The organism is Streptomyces katrae (assembly GCF_000717655.1).
Classification (GTDB): domain Bacteria; phylum Actinomycetota; class Actinomycetes; order Streptomycetales; family Streptomycetaceae; genus Streptomyces; species Streptomyces katrae_B.
On the sequence record NZ_JNZY01000015.1, the window covers coordinates 1 to 19,414 of the forward strand.

The 19,414-nt window shown below is 71.2% G+C and carries 15 protein-coding genes; 8 read left to right on the top strand and 7 right to left on the bottom strand.

From position 1 onward, the window contains the following. Positions 1-216 precede the first annotated feature (216 nt). A complete protein-coding gene (locus IF09_RS0119525; RefSeq protein ID WP_030297389.1) occupies positions 217-513 on the bottom strand; it encodes a YciI family protein in 297 nt (98 codons plus the stop codon). 26 nt (positions 514-539) lie between these two features. On the opposite strand from IF09_RS0119525, the gene IF09_RS0119530 reads away from it, so the two are divergent. Next, entirely contained in the window at positions 540-1,217 is a 678-nt protein-coding gene (locus tag IF09_RS0119530; RefSeq protein WP_030297390.1) for an endonuclease V, read from the top strand. A 40-nt stretch (positions 1,218-1,257) separates the two neighbouring features. Here IF09_RS0119530 and IF09_RS0119535 read toward each other — a convergent pair whose 3' ends face one another. Next, positions 1,258-2,481, bottom strand: a complete 1,224-nt coding sequence (locus IF09_RS0119535) for a saccharopine dehydrogenase family protein (RefSeq protein WP_051832649.1) — start codon at positions 2,479-2,481, stop codon at positions 1,258-1,260. 131 nt (positions 2,482-2,612) lie between these two features. Then, positions 2,613-4,226, bottom strand: coding sequence for a PKD domain-containing protein (locus IF09_RS42385; RefSeq protein ID WP_158710007.1), 1,614 nt, complete (start codon positions 4,224-4,226; stop codon positions 2,613-2,615). A gap of 449 nt (positions 4,227-4,675) precedes the next feature. Between IF09_RS42385 and IF09_RS0119545 the strand changes: the two genes are divergently transcribed. The 6 genes from IF09_RS0119545 (at position 4,676) to IF09_RS0119570 (ending at position 11,977) form a co-directional block, all read left to right on the top strand. Further along, a complete protein-coding gene (locus IF09_RS0119545; protein WP_030297394.1) occupies positions 4,676-5,068 on the top strand; it encodes an MmcQ/YjbR family DNA-binding protein in 393 nt (130 codons plus the stop codon). A 113-nt stretch (positions 5,069-5,181) separates the two neighbouring features. Beyond that, complete coding sequence (locus tag IF09_RS0119550) at positions 5,182-6,330, top strand: CaiB/BaiF CoA transferase family protein (RefSeq protein ID WP_037635421.1); 1,149 nt, start codon at positions 5,182-5,184, stop codon at positions 6,328-6,330. Then, positions 6,330-7,355, top strand: coding sequence for an LLM class F420-dependent oxidoreductase (locus IF09_RS0119555; protein ID WP_030297397.1), 1,026 nt, complete (start codon positions 6,330-6,332; stop codon positions 7,353-7,355). Before IF09_RS0119550 ends, IF09_RS0119555 begins: the two co-directional genes overlap by 1 nt. Before the next feature lie 9 nt (positions 7,356-7,364). Beyond that, on the top strand, positions 7,365-8,507 hold the full coding sequence (locus IF09_RS0119560; RefSeq protein WP_030297399.1) for an acyl-CoA dehydrogenase family protein: 1,143 nt from the start codon (positions 7,365-7,367) through the stop codon (positions 8,505-8,507). 31 nt (positions 8,508-8,538) lie between these two features. Continuing rightward, complete coding sequence (locus IF09_RS0119565) at positions 8,539-9,753, top strand: acetyl-CoA C-acetyltransferase (RefSeq protein WP_030297400.1); 1,215 nt, start codon at positions 8,539-8,541, stop codon at positions 9,751-9,753. Positions 9,754-9,805: 52 nt separating this feature from the next. Continuing rightward, entirely contained in the window at positions 9,806-11,977 is a 2,172-nt protein-coding gene (locus tag IF09_RS0119570) for a 3-hydroxyacyl-CoA dehydrogenase NAD-binding domain-containing protein (RefSeq protein WP_030297401.1), read from the top strand. Between the two features lie 62 nt (positions 11,978-12,039). On the opposite strand, the gene IF09_RS0119575 is transcribed toward IF09_RS0119570, so the two are convergent. From IF09_RS0119575 to IF09_RS0119590, 4 genes are all read right to left on the bottom strand, one after another. Continuing rightward, entirely contained in the window at positions 12,040-13,011 is a 972-nt protein-coding gene (locus tag IF09_RS0119575; protein ID WP_030297402.1) for an antibiotic biosynthesis monooxygenase, read from the bottom strand. Further along, positions 13,008-15,734: a molybdopterin-dependent oxidoreductase gene (locus IF09_RS0119580; protein WP_030297403.1), complete on the bottom strand. Its 2,727-nt coding sequence runs from the start codon at positions 15,732-15,734 to the stop codon at positions 13,008-13,010. Before IF09_RS0119580 ends, IF09_RS0119575 begins: the two co-directional genes overlap by 4 nt. Beyond that, a complete protein-coding gene (locus IF09_RS0119585) occupies positions 15,731-16,558 on the bottom strand; it encodes an FAD binding domain-containing protein (protein ID WP_030297406.1) in 828 nt (275 codons plus the stop codon). Before IF09_RS0119585 ends, IF09_RS0119580 begins: the two co-directional genes overlap by 4 nt. 132 nt (positions 16,559-16,690) lie before the next feature. Then, the gene (locus tag IF09_RS0119590; protein ID WP_030297407.1) at positions 16,691-17,428 is read right to left on the bottom strand and encodes a MerR family transcriptional regulator; all 738 of its coding nucleotides are present in this window, start codon (positions 17,426-17,428) and stop codon (positions 16,691-16,693) included. 85 nt (positions 17,429-17,513) lie between these two features. Here IF09_RS0119590 and IF09_RS0119595 point away from each other — a divergent pair, with 85 nt between their 5' ends. After that, positions 17,514-19,394, top strand: coding sequence for an AMP-dependent synthetase/ligase (locus IF09_RS0119595; protein WP_234321070.1), 1,881 nt, complete (start codon positions 17,514-17,516; stop codon positions 19,392-19,394). Positions 19,395-19,414 lie beyond the last annotated feature (20 nt).

Below are 19,414 nucleotides of genomic sequence, written 5' to 3' on the forward strand. Positions count from 1 at the left end.
CGCGAAGCGACGCGACGACGAAGGAGGAGCGCCCTTGACGGCCCGGCACGACACGGAAGGACAGTGGACTGACGGGACACCCCCGGACACACCTCCGACGCCGAGTACACAGACCCCGCCCCCCGCCCCCCGATCCACTCTCCGGATGCCGAGCACGCAGATCCCGCCGGACCTCGCTCCCGATCGGCCCTATGACGCCGACCAGGCGCCGCCCCCCTAAACCACCGTCTCCCGAACCCCCGCCAGATCCCCCGACGTCTTCGTCGCGATGAACTCCGTGATGCTGTACTCGCAGACGCCGGCCAGCGTGAAGGGGTCCTCTGCCGCGATGCGTTCGATCTCCGCGCGGGAGACCCCGGCTGCCAGGATGATGCCGCCGTCGCGCGGGACCTTGCGGCCCGAGGCGAGGAAGACGCCCGATGCGTAGTAACCGTCCAGCCAGGCGATGTGCGCGTCCATCTCCTCCTCGACGGCTTCGACGGGTGCGGTGTAGGTGAGCTCCATGACGAACATGATCGCCAGGCTACTCTCGCACCATCATGACGAGCGTGAATACCCCCGCCGACGAGGCCGAGGCCCGGGCGATACAAGACGAACTCCGCCATCACGTCGTGCTCGACGAGCCCGGCCCGCTGCCCGGACGCGGGCTCGTCGCAGGCGTGGACGTCGCCTACGACGACGAGCGCGACCTGGTCGCCGCTGCGGCCGTCGTCCTCGACGCCGCCACCCTCGAGGTCGTCGAGGAGGCGACCGCCGTCGGGCACGTCAGCTTCCCCTACGTGCCCGGGCTCCTCGCCTTCCGGGAGCTGCCCACCGTGCTGGCCGCGCTGGACGCCCTCACCGCCGCCCCCGACCTCGTCGTCTGCGACGGCTACGGGCTCGCCCACCCCCGCGGCTTCGGCCTCGCCTGCCACCTCGGGGTGGTCACCGGGCTGCCGAGCATGGGCGTCGCGAAAAACCCGTTCACCTTCACCTACGAGGAGCCGGGCGCCCTGCGCGGCGACGCCGCGCCGCTGCTCGCGGCCGACGGCGCCGTCGTCGGGCGGGCGCTGCGTACGCAGGACCGGATCAAGCCGGTGTACGTTTCCGTCGGCCACCGGGTCTCGCTGGACAACGCCTGTGCCCACGCCCTCGCGTTGAGCCCCCGCTTCCGGATCCCGGAGTCCACCCGCCACGCCGACTCCCTCTGCCGACGGGCCCTGCGCGAAGCCGCCTGACCCCCGACACCACCCCGACCTCGCCCCGCCCCCGGCCGGATCAGCGCACCGCGGCCACCCGGAACCGGATCCCCGCCTTCTGGAGCCGGTCCAGCAGGGCGTCGCCCATCGCCACCGCCGTGGTGAGCTGGCCGGCCCGTTCGGGCAGGGCGTCGTACGCGAGGCACAGCGCCGACTCCGCCAGCATCTTGGCGGTCTCGCCGTAGCCCGGGTCGCCGCCCGATACCTCGGTGAACACGCGGCGGCCGCCGCCCTCGCCCACGAAGCGGACCGTGAACCAGCTGCGCGCCCGGCGCTCCGCGTCCGGGCCGCGGCCCGGCTCCCAGCGGCTCATCAGCCACCGCCGCGCCGCCGGGAGCTGCGCCAGGGCCGCCGTCGCGCCGATCGCCGCCGTACCGCCCACGGCGACCGGGAGGTGCTTCACCGAGGCGTACTGCCGGTAGCGGAAGTCCGGCCCGTACCGCTCCAGCGCGGCCGCCGAGCGGGTCACGATCCGGGGGTCCAGGGTCGGCAGCGGCAGCGCCCACGCCCCGGTCTCCCGGCTGAACCGCGGGGCGCCCAGGGGCCCCCGTACGCGCCGTTCCAGCAGCCGGGGCTCGTGCAGCCGACGCTGGTGCGCCGCGGCCAGGGTCTGCGGCCCGCGGCCCATCACGGTGAGCGCCGAGGCCAGGGTCCCGCCGGAGAAGACCGCGTTGGACCGCATGAACCCGTCCACCCGCAGCGGCACGCCCTCCGGGAGCTGTCCCACCGTGAAGTACGCGCCGAGGTCGGCCGGGATCGAGTCGAAGCCGCAGGCGTGCACCAGCCGCGCACCGGTCTCCCGGGCCCGGGCGTCGTGCTCGACGTACGTCCGGTCCACGAACTCCGGCTCGCCGGTGAGGTCCACGTAGTCCGTGCCCGCCGCGGCGCAGGCGGCGACCAGCTCCGCCCCGTACAGGACGTACGGTCCGACCGTCGTGGCCAGGACCCGCGTGGAGGCGGCCAGTTCGCGTACGGCCCGTGCGTCCCCGGCGTCCGCGCGCAGCAGCGGCAGCGACGCGCACCCCGGGTCGAGCGCGGTCAGCCGCTCGCGCAGCCGCTCCAGCTTGCCGAGATCGCGGCCCGCGAGGGCCCACCGGCAGCCGGCGGGGGCGTGCGCGGCCAGGTACTCGGCGGTCAGGGCCCCGACGAACCCGGTCGCACCGAAGAGCACCACGTCATAGGCCCGGTCGCGCCGGCGCTCACTCCCGGCGGCCTCGTCGGGCTGCCGAACCACTTCGTTCATCACGGCTCCTCTCCGTTCCCCGCTCGTGTCGGTGGCTGAGGCTAGCGCGCGGCGACCGTAAGAAGAACAATGCCCCGGGGCGGCCTGGACGGCCGTTCCCGGGGCGCTGCACCCGGCGCACGAACGCTGGGTCAGTTGTCCTGGTACATACCGAAGACGTCGACGATGAGGTCGATGTCGCCGTCGCTCTGGTTCCAGAAGTCGACGACGCCAGTGCCCCCGGTGCTCGCCTGGACCAGGTTCGGGACGGTCTTGCCGGTCGTCCAGTTCAGGGTCGAGGAGGTGGGCGCGGGCGGCGGGCCCGCCGCGTTGTTGTCGTACTCGTCCAGGGTGTTCGGGTCCGGGGCGACGGCGAGGAAGCCGCTGTCCCTGGTGTTGGTCACCGTGGCGTTCAGCACGAAGCCGGTGACGCCGGAACCGGGGTCGGACATGGCCGTGTAGATGTAGTCGCGGCCGGCCAGGGGGCCGTGGACGGGGTCCTGGGGGTCGCGGGTGTCGATCATCCGCTCCGGAGCGAAGGGCAGGTAGGAGCCCTTGCTCTGCGGGCTGTAGTAGCCGACGACGTCGACGATGACGTCGGCCGGGTTCCAGCCGCCGTTGCGGACGTTGATCCTGCCGTCGGGGCCGACCGGGACGATCACCGAGTTGGCGATGGTCTGACCGGTCGTGAAGTTCACGTTGGACGCGGTCGGGGCCTGCTGGCCGCTCGGGTAGACGGTCAGGTGGCCGTCGCTGCGCGGGTTGGTGACGGTCACGTTGAGCGCCACGGCGGTGACGCCGGAGGCCGGCACCTTGCCCAGGCCGGTGATCTGGGTGCCGAAGGACCCGTATCCGGCGAGCTGGCCCTTGGCGGTGCCGGTGCCGGTGCGGGTGTCGACGAAGCGCTGCGGCGCCAGCGGGGTGTAGCCGCTGGAGGCGGTCTGCGTGAAGTAGCCGGTGACGTCGGCGATGAGGTCGACCGGCTCCCAGCCGCCGTTGTACAGGTTGACGTAGCCGTTCTCGCCGACCGGCACGATGACCAGGTTCGGGACCGTCTGGCCGGGGACGAAGTTGACGTTCGAGGTGCTCGGCTTCTCGTCGCCGTCGGCGAAGGCGGTGACGTGGCCGCCGCTCGTGGTGCCGGTGACGGTGACGTTGAGGACCACCGCGGTGACGCCGGCGGGGATGGAGCCGTTCCCGCCGATCTTAAGATGGGCGGAGGTGTACGGGGCGACCTTGGCGGCCTTCGCGGCGCCGGTGCCGTTGCGGGTGTCCAGCAGACGGGTCGGGCCGTACGGGGTGTAGTCCGAGCCCGCGGTCGTGAACGCCACCTCGTTGGTGACCGAGGTGTTGGCTGCCTTGTCCGTCACGGTGACCTTGACGGTGTAGGTGCCGAGCTCCGCGTAGGTGTGTTCGGAGGTCACGAGCTGGGTGCCGGAGGCCGAGGCGGTGGTGGTGGCCCCGTCGCCCCAGGCGATGGTGATGTCGAGCGGCGTGGCGGCGCTGGTGACGGAGCTGTCCAGCTCGATCGCGTGCGCGGAGGTGGCGAACGCGTCCAGGCCGACCGCGAGGGTCGGGTTGGCGGCGTCGGCGGTCTCCGCCATGGGAGCGGCCGCGAGCTTGCTCGCTGGCATCGGGGCGCTCTGCCGGATCGACCGGTCGGCCGGGCTGGAGAACTTGGCGGTGTTCTGCAGGCCGGCCTGCGCCAGGTCGGGCTTGCTGATGCCCTGGGTGTCGCCGGAGTCGGTGCCGGCGGCGTGGGCCATGCCCGGTATGAGAGAAATGCCGGCCGCGAAGACGGCGGCGGATGCTGCGAGTCGGCGGTAGGACACCGAGCCCCCTATGTTCCGTGAGCCCTTGGCCAGGGCTGAAAGCTCGCTCAGATTACATAGCTCTTGAGCTTCCGCTTAACGCCCCCCGCCCTCGTCTTCTCGCGCCTGCGGCAAGCGTCTCGAAAGCGGCACGGAAGGCGCATTTGGCCGCCGTGATCAGGCGTTTTGTGTTCTCCGGCCAGTTGTCCGGGTAGGCCCCGAAAAGGCCGACGGCGGGGCTGATGTCGTCGTCATTCCGGTTCCGGTAACCGATGGCGCCGACGGGGGGTCCGTAGCGCCTGCGCGAAGGCCGTGGTCCACTTCCCGGTCCGTGCCGGGGGGCGGCGCTAGCGTGAGGGCCGAGTGTCCGTGCGAGCGGGCGGCTGCGGTGACGGGAGGCGTCGATGAAGACTGCGGTGCGCAAGTGGGTGGCGGTGCGGGAGTTTGCCCGCGGGCTGCCGGAGGCCGTGGAGGAGTTTCCTTGGGGTCCGGAGGACTGTGTGGTGAAGGTCAACAAGAAGATCTTCGTCTTCCTGGGCAACGCGGACGGTCCGCAGCCGCCCGGGCTCTCCGTGAAGCTCAAGGACGAGGCGCTGCACGGACACGCCATGACCGCGCCCGGGGCGGAGCCGACCGGGTACGGGCTGGGGAAGGCGGGCTGGGTCTCCCTGCCGCTGGGGGAGAAGGGGGCGCCGTCGCTCGAGGTGCTGTGCGAATGGGTGGAGGAGAGCTACCGGACGGTCGCCCTGAAGCGGCATCTGAAGGAGCTCGACGCGCGAAACGAGTCAACCGGCTAAGCGCTTGCTCTTGTGCTGAGTGGAACGCGTTCCTAGCATCACCGGTGTTACATCAGTTGTGTCACACAGTTGGCGGCAGTGGCGGCAGTGGCGCCAGGGATGCTGGGGGCTCGATGGCAGTGACAGGGAACGTGCCCGGCAACGGCCCGCTCGCGGGCGTGCGGGTCGTCGAACTGGCGGGCATCGGCCCCGGCCCGTTCGCCGCCATGCTCCTCGCCGATCTCGGTGCCGACGTCGTGCGGGTGGACCGTCCCGGCGGCGGCGGGCTCGCGGTCAACCCCGCGTACGACATCACCAACCGCGGCAAGCGGTCCGTCCTGGTCGACCTGAAGTCCGCCGGGGGCCCCGCCCGCGTGCTGGACCTGGTCGAGCGGGCCGACGTGCTCATCGAGGGCTTCCGCCCCGGGGTCGCCGAGCGGCTCGGCGTCGGCCCCGCCGACTGCCACGCCCGCAATCCGAAGCTCGTCTACGGCCGGATGACCGGCTGGGGCCAGGACGGCCCGCTCGCGCACACCGCCGGGCACGACATCGCGTACATCGCCGTCACCGGCGCCCTCGGCATGATCGGGAACCCGGGCGAGCCCCCTGCCGTCCCCGCCAACCTCGTCGGGGACTACGCGGGCGGCTCGCTCTACCTCGTCATCGGGGTCCTCGCGGCCCTGCAGCACGCCCGCACCCCGGGCGGCACCGGTCAGGTCGTGGACGCGGCCATCGTCGACGGCACCGCCCACCTCACCGCCATGATCCACGGGATGATGGCGGCCGGCGGCTGGCAGGACCGGCGCGGGGCCAACCTCCTCGACGGCGGGTGCCCCTTCTACGGCACGTACGAGACCTCCGACGGCCAGTACATGGCGGTCGGCGCGCTCGAGCAGCAGTTCTACGACACCTTCGTGGAACTGCTCGGCATCGAGGACGGGGCCCCGGCCCGCAAGGACATGGCCCGCTGGGCCGAGCTCCGCGAGACCGTCGCCGCCCGCTTCAAGTCCCGTACGCGGGAAGAGTGGACGGCCGTCTTCGAGGGATCCGACGCCTGCGTCGCGCCCGTACTGTCCCTGCGCGAGGCCCCGCAGCACCCGCACCTCGCCGCCCGCGCCACCTTCACGGACTTCGGCGGGATCACCCAGCCCGCCCCCGCGCCCCGGTTCTCGGCAACGCCGGTCGAGGTGGCCTCGGGCCCGGCGCAGCCGGGGGCCGACACCGAATCCGTGGCCCGCGACTGGGACGTGCCGGGCCTGACCGCGAAGGACGAGGGCGCCTGATGGAACTCTCCATGATGCTCGACTACTCCGGGGACCCGCGCCGGGCAGCCGATGAGGCGGCGGCGCTGGAGGCGGCCGGGCTCGACGCCGTGTGGGTCGCCGAGGCCTGGGGCTTCGACTCCCCGACGATCATGGGCTATCTGGCGGCCCGCACCGAGCGGATGAAGATCGGCTCCGCCATCCTGAACGTCTACTCCCGCACCCCCGCCCTCGTCGCCCAGACGGCGGCGGGGCTCGACGCCATGTCGGGCGGCCGGGCGCTGCTGGGCCTCGGCGCCTCCGGCCCGCAGGTCGTCGAGGGCTGGCACGGCAAGCCGTACGACAAGCCGCTCGGCCGGACCCGCGAGACCGTCGAGCTGTGCCGGCGGATCTGGCGCCGCGAGACGATCGACCACCACGGCATCACCGACATGCCGCTGCCGCCCGAGAAGGGCGGCCGGCACGGCAAGCCGCTGAAGATCCTCACCCGGCCGGTCCGCGACGCGATCCCCGTGTACATCGCCTCGCTCGGCCCCGCGAACGTACGGATGACCGCCGAGATCGCCGACGGCTGGCTGCCGACCCTGTTCATCCCGGAGAAGGCCCACGCCGTGTGGGGGAGCGCCCTCGCCGGGGGCGCGGCCCTGCGCGCCCCGGAGCTCGGCCCGCTGCAGACCGTGGCGGGCGGGCTGCTCGCGATCGGCGAGGACGCGGCCGCCGTACGGGACCTGGCGCGCCCGCAGATCGCGCTGTACGTCGGCGGTATGGGCGCGGTGGGCAAGAACTTCTACAACGACCTCGCCGTCGCCTACGGCTACGAGGAGGAGGCCCGCAAGATCCAGGAGCTCTACCTCTCCGGCCGCAAGCGCGATGCGGCGGCCGCCGTCCCGGACGAGTTCTGCGAGCTCATGACGTTGTGCGGGCCGGAGAGCTACGTACGCGAGCGGGTCGAGGCCTTCCGGGAGGCGGGCGTCACGATGCTCAACGTCACACCCGTCGGTGCCGAGCCGGCCCGGCTGATCGAAACCGTCAAGAGCTGGCTCTAGGGGGCCCCGATGCAACGCCGCATCTTCGACGCCGACCACGAGGCGTTCCGCGAAACGGTCCGCACCTTCCTCACCAAGGAGGTGCTGCCGCACTACGAGCAGTGGGAGAAGGACGGCATCGTCAGCCGTGAGGCCTGGCGGGCCGCCGGCCGGCAGGGCCTGCTGGGCCTGGCCGTCCCGGAGGAGTACGGGGGCGGTGGGAACACCGACTTCCGCTACGCGGCCGTGATCGCCGAGGAGTTCACCCGGGCCGGGGCGGCGGGGCTCGCGATCGGACTGCACAACGACATCATCGGCCCGTACCTGACCTCGCTGGCCACGGAGGAGCAGAAGCGGCGCTGGCTGCCCGGCTTCTGCTCCGGCGAGACGGTCACGGCGATCGCGATGACCGAGCCCGGCGCGGGCTCCGACCTGCAGGGGATCCGGACCGGCGCCGAGGACCGGGGCGACCACTGGGTGCTCAACGGTTCCAAGACCTTCATCTCCAACGGCATCCTGGCCGACCTGGTGGTCGTGGTCGCCAAGACCACCCCCGAGGGCGGGGCGCACGGACTGTCGCTGCTGGTGGTCGAGCGCGGCATGGAGGGCTTCGAGCGCGGCCGCAACCTCGACAAGATCGGCCAGAAGGCGCAGGACACCGCCGAGCTGTTCTTCCATGACGTACGCGTCCCCAAGGAGAACCTGCTCGGCGAGCTCAACGGCGCGTTCGGCCACCTGATGACCAACCTCGCGCAGGAGCGGATGGGCATCGCGATGGCCGGCATCGCCGCCGCCGAGCACCTGCTGGAGATCACCACTGCGTACGTGAAGGAGCGCGAAGCCTTCGGGCGGCCGCTCTCCAAGCTCCAGCACATCCGCTTCGAGATCGCGGAGATGGCCACCGAGTGCGCCGTCACCCGCACCTTCCTGGACCGCTGCATAGTCGACCACTCCAACGGCGAGCTGGACCACGTCCACGCCTCGATGGCCAAGTGGTGGGCGACCGAGCTCCAGAAGCGGGTCGCCGACCGGTGTCTGCAACTGCACGGCGGATACGGCTACATGAGCGAATACCGGGTCGCCCGGGCCTTCACCGACGGCCGCATCCAGACCATCTACGGCGGCACGACCGAGATCATGAAAGAGATCATCGGCCGCTCCCTCCTCGGCTAATGCACGGACCTCTCCCCGAAAGGCTTGACCAGTGAGCACCGAAGCTTACGTATACGACGCGATCCGCACCCCGCGCGGCCGCGGCAAGGCCAACGGCGCCCTGCACGGCACCAAGCCGATCGACCTGGTCGTCGGCCTCATCCACGCCCTGCGCGAGCGCAACCCCGGCCTGGACCCGGCCACCATCGACGACATCGTCCTCGGCGTCGTCGGCCCGGTCGGCGACCAGGGCTCCGACATCGCCCGGATCGCGGCCATCGCCGCAGGACTCCCGGACACGGTGGCCGGCGTACAGGAGAACCGCTTCTGCGCCTCCGGCCTGGAGGCCGTCAACATGGCCGCCGCCAAGGTCCGCTCCGGTTGGGAGGACCTGGTCCTCGCGGGTGGCGTGGAGTCCATGTCCCGGGTGCCGATGGCCTCCGACGGCGGCGCCTGGTTCAACGACCCGATGACCAACTGGGACACCGGCTTCGTCCCGCAGGGCATCGGCGCCGACCTGATCGCCACCATCGAGGGCTTCTCCCGGCGCGACGTCGACGAGTACGCCGCCCTCTCCCAGGAGCGCGCGGCCACCGCCATCAAGGAGGGCCGCTTCGCGAAGTCCGTCGTCCCGGTGACCGACCGCAACGGCCTGGTCGTCCTGGACCACGAGGAGTTCGTCCGCCCGGGCACCACCGCCGACACCCTGGCCAAGCTCAAGCCGTCCTTCGCCGACATCGGGGACCTCGGCGGCTTCGACGCCGTCGCCCTGCAGAAGTACCACTGGGTCGAGAAGATCGACCACGTCCACCACGCGGGCAACTCCTCCGGCATCGTCGACGGCGCCTCGCTCGTCGCCATCGGCACCCGCGAGGCGGGCGAGCGGGCCGGCCTGGCGCCCCGCGCCCGGATCGTCTCCGCCGCCGTCTCCGGATCCGAGCCCACCATCATGCTCACCGGCCCCGCCCCGGCCACCCGCAAGGCCCTCGCCAAGGCCGGCCTGACCATCGACGACATCGACCTGATCGAGATGAACGAGGCCTTCGCCGGCGTCGTGCTCCGTTTCGTCAAGGACATGGGCATCTCCCTCGACAAGGTCAACGTCAACGGCGGCGCCATCGCGCTCGGCCACCCGCTCGGCGCCACCGGCGCCATGCTGCTCGGCACCGTCATCGACGAACTGGAGCGCCAGGACAAGCGCTACGGCCTCGTCACCCTCTGCGTCGGCGGCGGCATGGGCGTCGCCACCATCGTCGAGCGTCTCTGAACCCGTCCTGTCTCCCCCAGACCTCCTCCCCGACACGGAAGCAGCGAGAAAAATGAGCGAGTCCACCACGATCCGCTGGGAACAGGACGAGACCGGCGTCGTCACCCTGACCCTCGACGACCCGAACCAGTCCGCCAACACGATGAACCAGGCCTTCAAGGACTCCATCGCGGCGATCGCCGACCGCGCCGAGGCCGAGAAGGACTCGATCCGCGGCATCATCTACACCTCCGCCAAGAAGACCTTCTTCGCGGGCGGCGACCTCAAGGACATGATCCGGCTGCGTCCCGCCGACGCGCAGATCGCCTTCGACACCGGCACCGAGATCAAGCGCTCGCTGCGCCGCATCGAGACCCTCGGCAAGCCCGTCGTCGCCGCCATCAACGGCGCGGCCCTCGGCGGCGGTTACGAGATCTGCCTCGCCTCCCACCACCGCGTCGCCCTCGACGCCCCGGGCTCCAAGATCGGCCTGCCCGAGGTCACCCTCGGCCTGCTCCCGGCCGGCGGCGGCGTCACCCGCACCGTGCGCCTGATGGGCATCGCCGACGCGCTGCTCAAGGTCCTGCTCCAGGGCACCCAGTACAACCCGCAGCGCGCCCTGGACAACGGCCTCGTCCACGAACTGGCCGCCACCCCCGAGGAGATGCTGGCCAAGGCCCGCGCCTTCATCGACGCCAACCCCGAGTCGAAGCAGCCGTGGGACCAGCCCGGCTACAAGATCCCGGGCGGTACGCCGTCCAACCCGCGCTTCGCCGCCAACCTGCCGGCGTTCCCCGCGAACCTCAGGAAGCAGCTGAACGGGGCCCCGTACCCGGCCCCGCGCAACATCCTGGCCTGCGCCGTCGAGGGCGCCCAGGTGGACTTCGAGACCGCGCTGACGATCGAGGCCCGCTACTTCACCGAGCTGGTCACCGGACAGACCGCCAAGAACATGATCCAGGCGTTCTTCTTCGACCTCCAGGCCGTCAACGCCGGCCGCAGCCGCCCGCAGGGCATCGCGCCCCGCAAGGTCACCAAGGTCGCCGTCCTCGGCGCCGGCATGATGGGCGCGGGCATCGCGTACTCCTGCGCCCGCGCGGGCATCGACGTGGTGCTGAAGGACGTCACCGCCGAGGCCGCCGCGAAGGGCAAGGCGTACTCCGAGAAGCTGCTCGACAAGGCCGTCTCCCGCGGCCGCAGCACCGAGGCCCAGCGCGCCGAGCTGCTCGCCCGGATCACCCCGACCGCCGATGCGGCCGACCTGGCCGGCTGCGACGCCGTCATCGAGGCCGTCTTCGAGGACACCTCCCTCAAGCACAAGGTGTTCCAGGAGATCCAGGACGTCATCGCCCCCGACGCGCTGCTCTGCTCCAACACCTCCACGCTGCCCATCACGGGCCTGGCGCAGGGGGTTTCGCGGCCCGAGGACTTCATCGGACTGCACTTCTTCTCGCCCGTCGACAAGATGCCGCTGGTGGAGATCATCAAGGGTGAGCGCACCGGCGACGAGGCGATCGCCCGCGCCTTCGACCTCGTACGGCAGATCAACAAGACCCCGATCGTCGTCAACGACTCGCGCGGCTTCTTCACCTCGCGCGTCATCGGCCAGTTCATCAACGAGGGCGTGGCGATGGTCGGCGAGGGCGTCGAGCCCGCCTCCGTAGAGCAGGCCGCGGCCCAGGCAGGGTACCCGGCGAAGGTGCTGTCCCTGATGGACGAGCTGACCCTCACCCTCCCGCGCAAGATCCGCAACGAGACCCGCAAGGCCTTCGAGGCCGAGGGCCGCACCTGGACCGCGCACCCCGCGGACACGGTCATCGACCGGATGGTCGACGAGTTCGGCCGCCCGGGCCGCAGCGGCGGGGCGGGCTTCTACGAGTACGACGAGAGCGGCAAGCGCGCCGGCATCTGGCCGGGCCTGCGCGAGCACTTCGCCAAGCCGGACGCGGAGATCCCGTTCGAGGACATGAAGGAGCGGATGCTCTTCTCCGAGGCCCTGGACACCGTCCGCTGCCTCGACGAGGGCGTCCTGACCTCGATCGCCGACGCCAACATCGGCTCCGTCATGGGCATCGGCTTCCCGGCCTGGACCGGCGGCGTGATCCAGTACATCAACGGCTATGAGGGCGGCCTGCCGGGCTTCGTCGCCCGCTCCCGCGAGCTGGCCGCCCAGTACGGCGAGCGCTTCACCCCGCCGGCCTCCCTGGTCGAGAAGGCCGAGCGCGGCGAGACGTACACCGACTAGCGCGGTGACGCGGAAGGCGGGCCGGTTCCTTCCCGGCCCGCCTTCCCCGCCGCGGCAGCGGTTCAGGGCAGGGTCCAGAACTGCCGCGTCACGAGGTAGAAGACGACGGCCCAGAAACCGAGCGCCGCCGCGACGGTGCCGAGGCCGACGAGGTTGGTCCGCAGCGGCGGTGCGTCAGGTGCGGGCCACAGCCACCGCTTCAGCAGCCGGTTCACGTAGTGGGGCATCGTGAAGAAGCTCATGGCGATGCTCGACAGCAGGTTGCCCACGAGCAGCCCGAGCCAGATCGGCAGTTTCAGCGGGGACAGGGCGAGCGCCAGCAGCACGACGGTGGGGTAGAGGCCCACCCAGACCGCTATGGCGGTCTTCGTCTCCGAGGGTGGGGGCGCTTCCCTGCCGTTCTCCTCGAAGGCGAACCAGCTGCCGAACGAGTTCTCGATCGTGCGCAGTCTGAAGTCGCTGAACTTCTCCCCTTCGGCGAGCATCTGCCGCCGCTCCTGCGACGTCAGCCAGGCTTCGAGGTGTGCGGCGGTGTCGTACCGGTACAGCGTGGTCCATTCGTCCTGAAGGCCCTCGATCGGGCGGAAGAGCTCCGTGCCGCGGAAGCCCGGGAACTTGCCCTCCTCCTCGTTCATGGCGCGCTGCCACCGGAGGAAGTCCTCGACATGGTCCGGGTGGACCCGGTGGGTCACCACGACGGTCACGAGCTGGTCCGTGGCCTGGGTGCCGCCGCTGATCACCTGCTGGGTCCCGGGGCCGTCGAAGAACTTCCGGCCGACGTCGAGGAGTCGTTGCCGGGTCGCGCCGTTGATCCACGCTTGCAGATGGGCCACCGAGTCGAACCGGTAGACGACGACCCAGTCGGGCTGCAGGTCCGTCGGCGGGGTCACCTCCGCGCCCAGGTGCCCGGCGTACCGTGAGGCGACGGCGTTGACGCCCTCCTGCCACTTTTCGTACTCCTGGTCCATGCCGGGCCGGACCTTGTGGCCGATGATGACCGTGGCCGCGGCCTCCGCCTGCTGTCCGGTGGTCATCGTCTCGGGGCCGGCCGGGCCGACTGGCTCTCACCGAGCCGGCTGTAGATCCGCTCCGGGGTGAGGGGCAGTTCGCGGTAGCGGACGCCCGTGGCATCCCGGAGCGCGTTCGCCAGTGCGGGCGCCACCGGGTTGATGCAGCACTCCGCCATGCCCTTCGAGTGCATGGCCCCGACGGAGTCGGCGGAGCTCACCAGGAGCAGGTCGGTGCGCGGTACGTCGGCATAGGCGGGGATCCGGTAGTTGCGCAGGTTCGGGTTGACCATGACCCCGTCCGCGTCGATGCGGAAGTTCTCCGTCAGGGCGAATCCGATGCCCTGGGCGACACCCCCTTCCACCTGGCCGCGTACCTGCTCGGGGTTGATGAGTACGCCGGCGTCGGCCGCGTGGACGCTGTAGAGGATGCGGATCTCACCCGTCACCCGGTGGACGGCGATGCGGAACCCGTGGGTGTTGGAGGTGACGCTGCGCGGTGACCCGTAGGCCTTCCGGGCGGCGGTGAACCGGATGCCGCGGGCCCGGGCCAGGGCGACGAGCTCGGCCAGGGGGACGCGGTCGTCCCCGCAGACGACGTGCTCGTCGTCCATCGAGCACATCACGACGTGGACACCCGTGTGCGCGGCGGCGAACTCCAGGATGCGGTCGCGCACGGCGTTGGCCGCCCGCAGGACGGCGTTGCCCGCCACGAACAGTCCCGCGCTCGCGAAGGCACCGGTGTCGAATCCCGTGCGGTCGGTGTCCGACTGCACCAGGCGGATCCGCGACGGTGTGGTACCCAGCTGGTTGGCTGCGATCTGGACGTGCGCGGTCGAGGTGCCCTCGCCGAACTCGACGGTGCCGATGGCGAGTTCGTAGACCAGGTCGTCACCGAGCGTGAGCCAGGCCTCGGAGATGTGCTCGGTCGGAGGGGCGGTCTCGTGCAGGGAACTCGCCACGCCGGTCCCCACGAGCCACCCGGCGCCGGGGGAGGGCCGGTCGGCCGTGCGGGCGAGCGCGCCCGCCACGAGGTCGATGCACTTGGCGAGCCCGTCCTCGTTGAACATGACGTCGTCGGGGCCGTCGTGCATGGCGACGAGCGGATCGCCGGGGCGCACGATGTTGCGACGGCGCAGTTCGAGCGGATCCATGTGCAGGGCGATGGCCAGTTCGTCCATCGCGCACTCCACGGCGAAGGCCGGCTGGGTCATTCCGTACCCGCGCAGGGCGCCGCTCGGCACGGTGTTGGTGTAGACGGAGAAGGCGTCGTACTTCTTGTTGGGGCAGCGGTAGATCATGACGGCGGAGCCGCCCGCGTACAGGGTCTCCCCGCCGTGGTTGCCGTAGGCGCCCGTATCGGACACGTTGCGGACCTGGAGCGCGGTGAGCGTGCCGTCGTTCTTCGCGCCGAGCTTGACCGTCAGCTTCATCGGGTGCCGGGGCGAGGCCGTGGTGAACTCCTCCTCGCGCGTGAACTCGAAACAGGAGGGCCGCCCGGTGTCCAGGGTGGCGAGGGCGACCAGGTCCTCGGAGATGACCTCCTGCTTGCCGCCGAAACCACCGCCGACGCGCTTGCAGAACACGCGGAGCTGGTCCGGTCGCAGCGCGAACAGGTAGGCCAGTTTGACCTTCGCGATCGACGGCGACTGCGAACTGGTGCGGACGTTCAGCCGGCCGTCCTCCAACCAGGCGATCGAGCCGTGGGTCTCCAGGTGCGCGTGCTGCACGCGCGGTGAGAAGTAGGTGCCCTCGTGGATCACGTCGGCCGCCGCGAACCCGGCATCGACGTCACCGATGTGCGAGTGGATCTCCAGCAGGAGGTTGTGCACGGAATCCCGGACGAACGGATCCTCCGAGCCGTGCAGTTGGGGCGCCCCGTCGGCCATGGCCTCCTCGGGGTCGAAGACCGCGGGCAGCACCTCGTACTCGACGTCCAGCTTGCGGCAGCCCTCCTCCGCCGCCCCGACCGTGTCGGCGAGGACGACTGCGACGCGCTGTCCGGCGAAGCGGACGGTGTCGTCGAGGAGGTAGGTGTCGTCCGGATCGACGAGGTGATCGGTGTGGATCGCCGTGGTGAACCGTCTGCGCGGTACGTCCTGCCAGGTGTAGACGCGTTGCACGCCGGGGACCGCGAGCGCCGCGGTCTTGTCGATCGAGACGATCCGGGCGTGGGCGTGGGGCGAGTGCAGCACCTTGAGGTGCAGCATCCCTTCCATGGGGGTGTCCATGGTGAACTCGGCCCGGCCGGTCACCACGTCCTCGGCCGCGGGCGCGCCGACGCTCGTTCCCACGGCCTTGCCCGGAGCGGCCGTCTGCACGTTGCTGACGCCCTTGACGGCGTCCTCGATCCCCCGATAGCCGGTGCAGCGGCAGAGGTTGCCCTTCAGCGCCCGGGGCAGGTCCGCCTTCTGCTCCTCCGTGAAGGTTGCCGATGTCATGATCATTCCTGCGGTGCAGAAGCCGCACTGGAAGCCGGGGGCGTCCCGGAACCGGCGTTGCACGGGATGCAGGTCGCCGGGGGATCCGAGACCCTCGATCGTGGTCACCTCGTGGCCTTCGGCGCGGAAGGCCGGGGTGATGCAGCTGTGCACCGGAGTGCCGTCCAGCCATACGGTGCACGCACCGCAGTCGCCCGCGTCGCACCCCTTCTTGACGCCGAAGTGGCCGAGCGCGCGAAGGAAGGTGCGCAGGCACTGGCCGGGCTCCGGTTCGGCCTCGAAGCTCCGTCCGTTCACGAGGTAGGTCATGCCGGGCCCCCGGCGATGAGTTCACCGCGGATCTCTTCGGCGAAGTGACGTGTCAGGTGGCGGCGGTGGTCGGGTGTCCCGTTGGGGTCGGCGAACCACACGTCGGCGGGGACGGCGTCGATGCTCTGCCGCAGGGTGTGGGCGTCGGGCATGGCGTCGAAGGCGAACCGCACCGGCCGCGTGGTGCCCGCGGTGACGGTGAGCAGCAGATCGCTCCTTCCGGGCGTGTGCGTGCCGATGAGGAACACGGTCGAACGGCCGAGGCGGGTCAGTGTGAAACGGCGGTGCGCGGGCCGTTTGCGCAAGGCGTGCGCCGGAACGTCGATCCGGCGCAGTATCTCCCCGGGCGCGAGGACGTTGCGGTTGTTCCCGGTCACGAAGTCGAGGGCGTCGACCGTGCGTACGGACCCGTCGGGAGCCCACAACTCGTACCGTGCCTCCAGCGCCACCGTGAGCGTGATCATCGGACCGGCCGGCAGTGACATGCAGATGTTTCCGCCCACGGTCGCCGCGTTCCAGATTTTGAACGAGGACAGGAACGCCTCGCAGGCCGTCGGGATGAGGGTGCCGGCGGTCCACTCGGCCGGCGGTGCGAAGGCGTACAGGTCGCGGATGGTGCACGTGGCACCGATCTCGAGGCCGGCGTCGCTCGGGACGAGGGGGTCCCAGGGCAGCGACGTCAGGTCGATCAGGCGGCGCAGGTCGGGCTGCTCCGCCGAGTACAGCCAGGTGCCGCCCGCGAGCCAGGCGTCCCCGTCGCGCCAGTCGGAACCCGGCTGGTCGGCCGGCCGCCGCACGACTTCGGTGATGGTGTTGAGGTCCACGGGAACAGAGCTCCCTCACGAAGACGATCGTGAACTGCTCACGGGTGGACCGGCCCGGCACGAAGCTTCTCTTTTCACCGTACCCAGAACGGACCGGCCCCGCTCGGCGGGGACCGGTCCCTCCGGGGTGCACTACGCGCGGGGCTGCTCTTGCGAGACGAACGCCGCCCGCAGTTCCTCCTTCAGCGACCGCTGGAACGCGGTCACCAGCGCCTGCACCACCATCGGCTGCATGTGCGCCGACAGCGCCTTCATCGACTCCACCCGCTCCGGATCGCTCTCGCCCTCCGTGAACGGCCCCCACACCTCGTCCCGGAACAGCGCCGTCAGCTGGTGTGCCGCCGTCCGGGCGTGCTCCAGCAGTACCTTGCGCGCCACCAGGATCGTCTCGTGCGAGATCGGTACGTCGAGCAGCGCGACCCCCAGCCGCAGCAGCCCCACGTCCACCCGGAATCCCTCCGGGGCCGGCGCCAGCACGTTCATCGCCGTCAGCCGCCGGACGTCCGTGTCCGTCAGGGTGCGCCCGGCCCGCTTCTCCAGCTCCTCCCGCGACACCTCCTGGGGCGCGTCCGGAGCCCAACTGGACACCATCGCGCGGTGGATGGCCAGGTCGTGAGCGCTCAGGTCGTCGGGCAGCGCGTCGAGATAGCGCTCGATGGCGGACAAGGTCATGCCCTGGTGCTGCAGTTCCTCGATCAGCGCCAGCCGGGACAGGTGTTCCGGCCCGTAGTGCCCCACCCGACGAGGGCCGATCACGGGAGGGGGCAAAAGCCCGCGCGTGCTGTAGAAACGAACGGTGCGCACGGTGACGCCCGCCCTGGCCGCCAGCTCGTCCACTGTGAGCATCGGCTCGGGTGCCTGGTCGGCCATCGTCTGCGCCTCGCTCTCTGCTCCACAGCTTGGGTTCAACAGTATTGCTGTCGCACCAACGATGTGAAACGGCCAGGAGCTGCCCATGACCACGAAACTGCGACTGCCCGGACGACCCGAAGAGCTCACCCTCCCCGCGCTGCTGGCGCGCAACGCCGCCGAGTACGGGGATCTCCCCGCCCTCTCCTGGCGCGGGGGCGACGGCTGGACGACCCTCAGCTGGACCGAGGTCCGCCGCAAGGTCGCCGTCCTCGCCTCCGGATACGCCGCCCTCGGCGTCGAACGCGGCGAACACGTCCTGATCATGATGGGGAACCGCCCCGAGCACTGGCTCAGCGACCTCGCCCTCGTCCACCTCGGCGCCGTCCCCGTCACCGTGTACGGGACCTCCGCACCCGAGCAGATCGCCCACATCGCCCGTCACAGCCGCGCCCGGGTCGCCGTCCTCGAGGGCGCCCGCGAGCTGGCCCGGTGGGAACCGCTGCTCGCCGACGGGCGGGTGCCGCTGGAGCGGCTGGTCGTGGCCGAGGCCGCCGATGCGGGTACGCACCACACGTACGGCTCCCTGCACGCGAGCGGCGCCCGTACGCACCGCCCCGACGCCTTCGAGAAGTCCTGGCAGGAGACCCGCCCCGAGGACCCGCTGACCGTCGTCTACACCTCCGGCACCACCGGAGACCCCAAGGGCGTCCGGCTGACCCACCGCAACATCATGCTCCAGTCCGTCCGCCTCGACCGGCGCGTGGACCTGCCCGAGCACGCCGAGCACATCTGCTACCTGCCGTTCGCGCACATCGCCGAGCGGATCCTCGGCATCTACCTCCCGCTGCTGCGGGCCGCCCACGTCCGGCTCGTCGCCGACCCCGCCGCCGTGGGCAGTGCCGTCCGCGAGCTGCACCCGGTGCAGTTCTTCGGCGTGCCCCGGGTGTGGGAGAAGCTCGCCGCGTCCGTACGGGCCGTGCTCGCGCAGCTTCCGGCCGCGCAGCGGGACGCCATCGAGGCCGCGAACGACCTCGCCCGCGCCCGGGCCGGCCACCGCGAGCGCGGCGAGCAGATCCCGGCCGCGCTCGAAGCCTCGTACGCCCGGGCCAAGGAGCAGGTGCTGGACCCGCTGCTGGGCCTGGCCGGGCTGGACCGGCTGCAGTGGACGGCCAGCGCCACCGCGCCGATGCCGATCGACGTGGTGCGGTTCTGGGCGGGCTGGGGGATCACCATCATGGACGCCTGGGGGCTCACCGAGACCTCGGGCGTGTGCACGGTCAACAGCCCGGACGGGTTCCGGCTGGGCTCGGTGGGACGCCCGATCGAGGGGCTGGAGCTGCGGCTCGCGGAGGACGGGGAGATCCTCACGCGGGGCGGGACCGTCTTCGGCGGCTACCTGCGGCCCGACGGTTCGGTGGAGAGCGCGCACGACGCCGAGGGCTGGTTCCCCACCGGGGACATCGGCCGGCTCGACGAGGAGGGGTTCCTCTGGCTGACCGACCGCAAGAAGGAACTCATCATCACCTCGAACGGCAAGAACGTCTCGCCGGCGCTGGTGGAGAACACCGTCAAGGAGCATCCGCTGATCGGCCAGGCCCTGGTGCACGGCGACGGGCGCTCCTACCTCGTCGCCCTGCTGGTGCTTGACGGGGAGCTGGCCCCGGCGTGGGCGGCGGCCCGCGGCATCGAGGCCGGCTCGCTCGCCGATCTCGCGGCCCACCCGGCCGTACGGGAGGAGATCGCCCGCGCGGTCGAGGCCGCCAACGCCCGGCTCAACCGGACCGAGCAGATCAAGCGGTACCGGCTCCTGACGGAGGAGTGGGGCCCCGGGTCCGGGGAGCTCACCCCGTCGCTGAAGCTGCGCCGCCGAGTGGTCCGGGAGAAGTACGGCGCCCTGATCGACGGGCTGTACGAGGAGCCGTACGAGGAGCCTTACCCGGACGCGCAGGAGGGCCCGTACGCGGGCTCGCCGGACACCCCCTAGCCCGGATGACCCCGTCCGGT

Excerpts from the sequence above, each read along its gene's own strand:
- IF09_RS0119580 (WP_030297403.1), bottom strand. The coding sequence starts at position 15,734 with ATGACCTACCTCGTGAACGGACGGAGCTTCGAGGCCGAACCGGAGCCC.
- IF09_RS0119535 (WP_051832649.1), bottom strand. The coding sequence starts at position 2,481 with ATGAACGAAGTGGTTCGGCAGCCCGACGAGGCCGCCGGGAGTGAGCGC.
- IF09_RS0119525 (WP_030297389.1), bottom strand. The coding sequence starts at position 513 with ATGTTCGTCATGGAGCTCACCTACACCGCACCCGTCGAAGCCGTCGAG.
- IF09_RS42385 (WP_158710007.1), bottom strand. The coding sequence starts at position 4,226 with ATGGCCCACGCCGCCGGCACCGACTCCGGCGACACCCAGGGCATCAGC.
- IF09_RS0119590 (WP_030297407.1), bottom strand. The coding sequence starts at position 17,428 with ATGGCCGACCAGGCACCCGAGCCGATGCTCACAGTGGACGAGCTGGCG.
- IF09_RS0119575 (WP_030297402.1), bottom strand. The coding sequence starts at position 13,011 with ATGACCACCGGACAGCAGGCGGAGGCCGCGGCCACGGTCATCATCGGC.
- IF09_RS0119560 (WP_030297399.1), top strand. The coding sequence starts at position 7,365 with ATGCAACGCCGCATCTTCGACGCCGACCACGAGGCGTTCCGCGAAACG.
- IF09_RS0119550 (WP_037635421.1), top strand. The coding sequence starts at position 5,182 with ATGGCAGTGACAGGGAACGTGCCCGGCAACGGCCCGCTCGCGGGCGTG.
- IF09_RS0119570 (WP_030297401.1), top strand. The coding sequence starts at position 9,806 with ATGAGCGAGTCCACCACGATCCGCTGGGAACAGGACGAGACCGGCGTC.
- IF09_RS0119545 (WP_030297394.1), top strand. The coding sequence starts at position 4,676 with ATGAAGACTGCGGTGCGCAAGTGGGTGGCGGTGCGGGAGTTTGCCCGC.
- IF09_RS0119555 (WP_030297397.1), top strand. The coding sequence starts at position 6,330 with ATGGAACTCTCCATGATGCTCGACTACTCCGGGGACCCGCGCCGGGCA.
- IF09_RS0119595 (WP_234321070.1), top strand. The coding sequence starts at position 17,514 with ATGACCACGAAACTGCGACTGCCCGGACGACCCGAAGAGCTCACCCTC.
- IF09_RS0119530 (WP_030297390.1), top strand. The coding sequence starts at position 540 with ATGACGAGCGTGAATACCCCCGCCGACGAGGCCGAGGCCCGGGCGATA.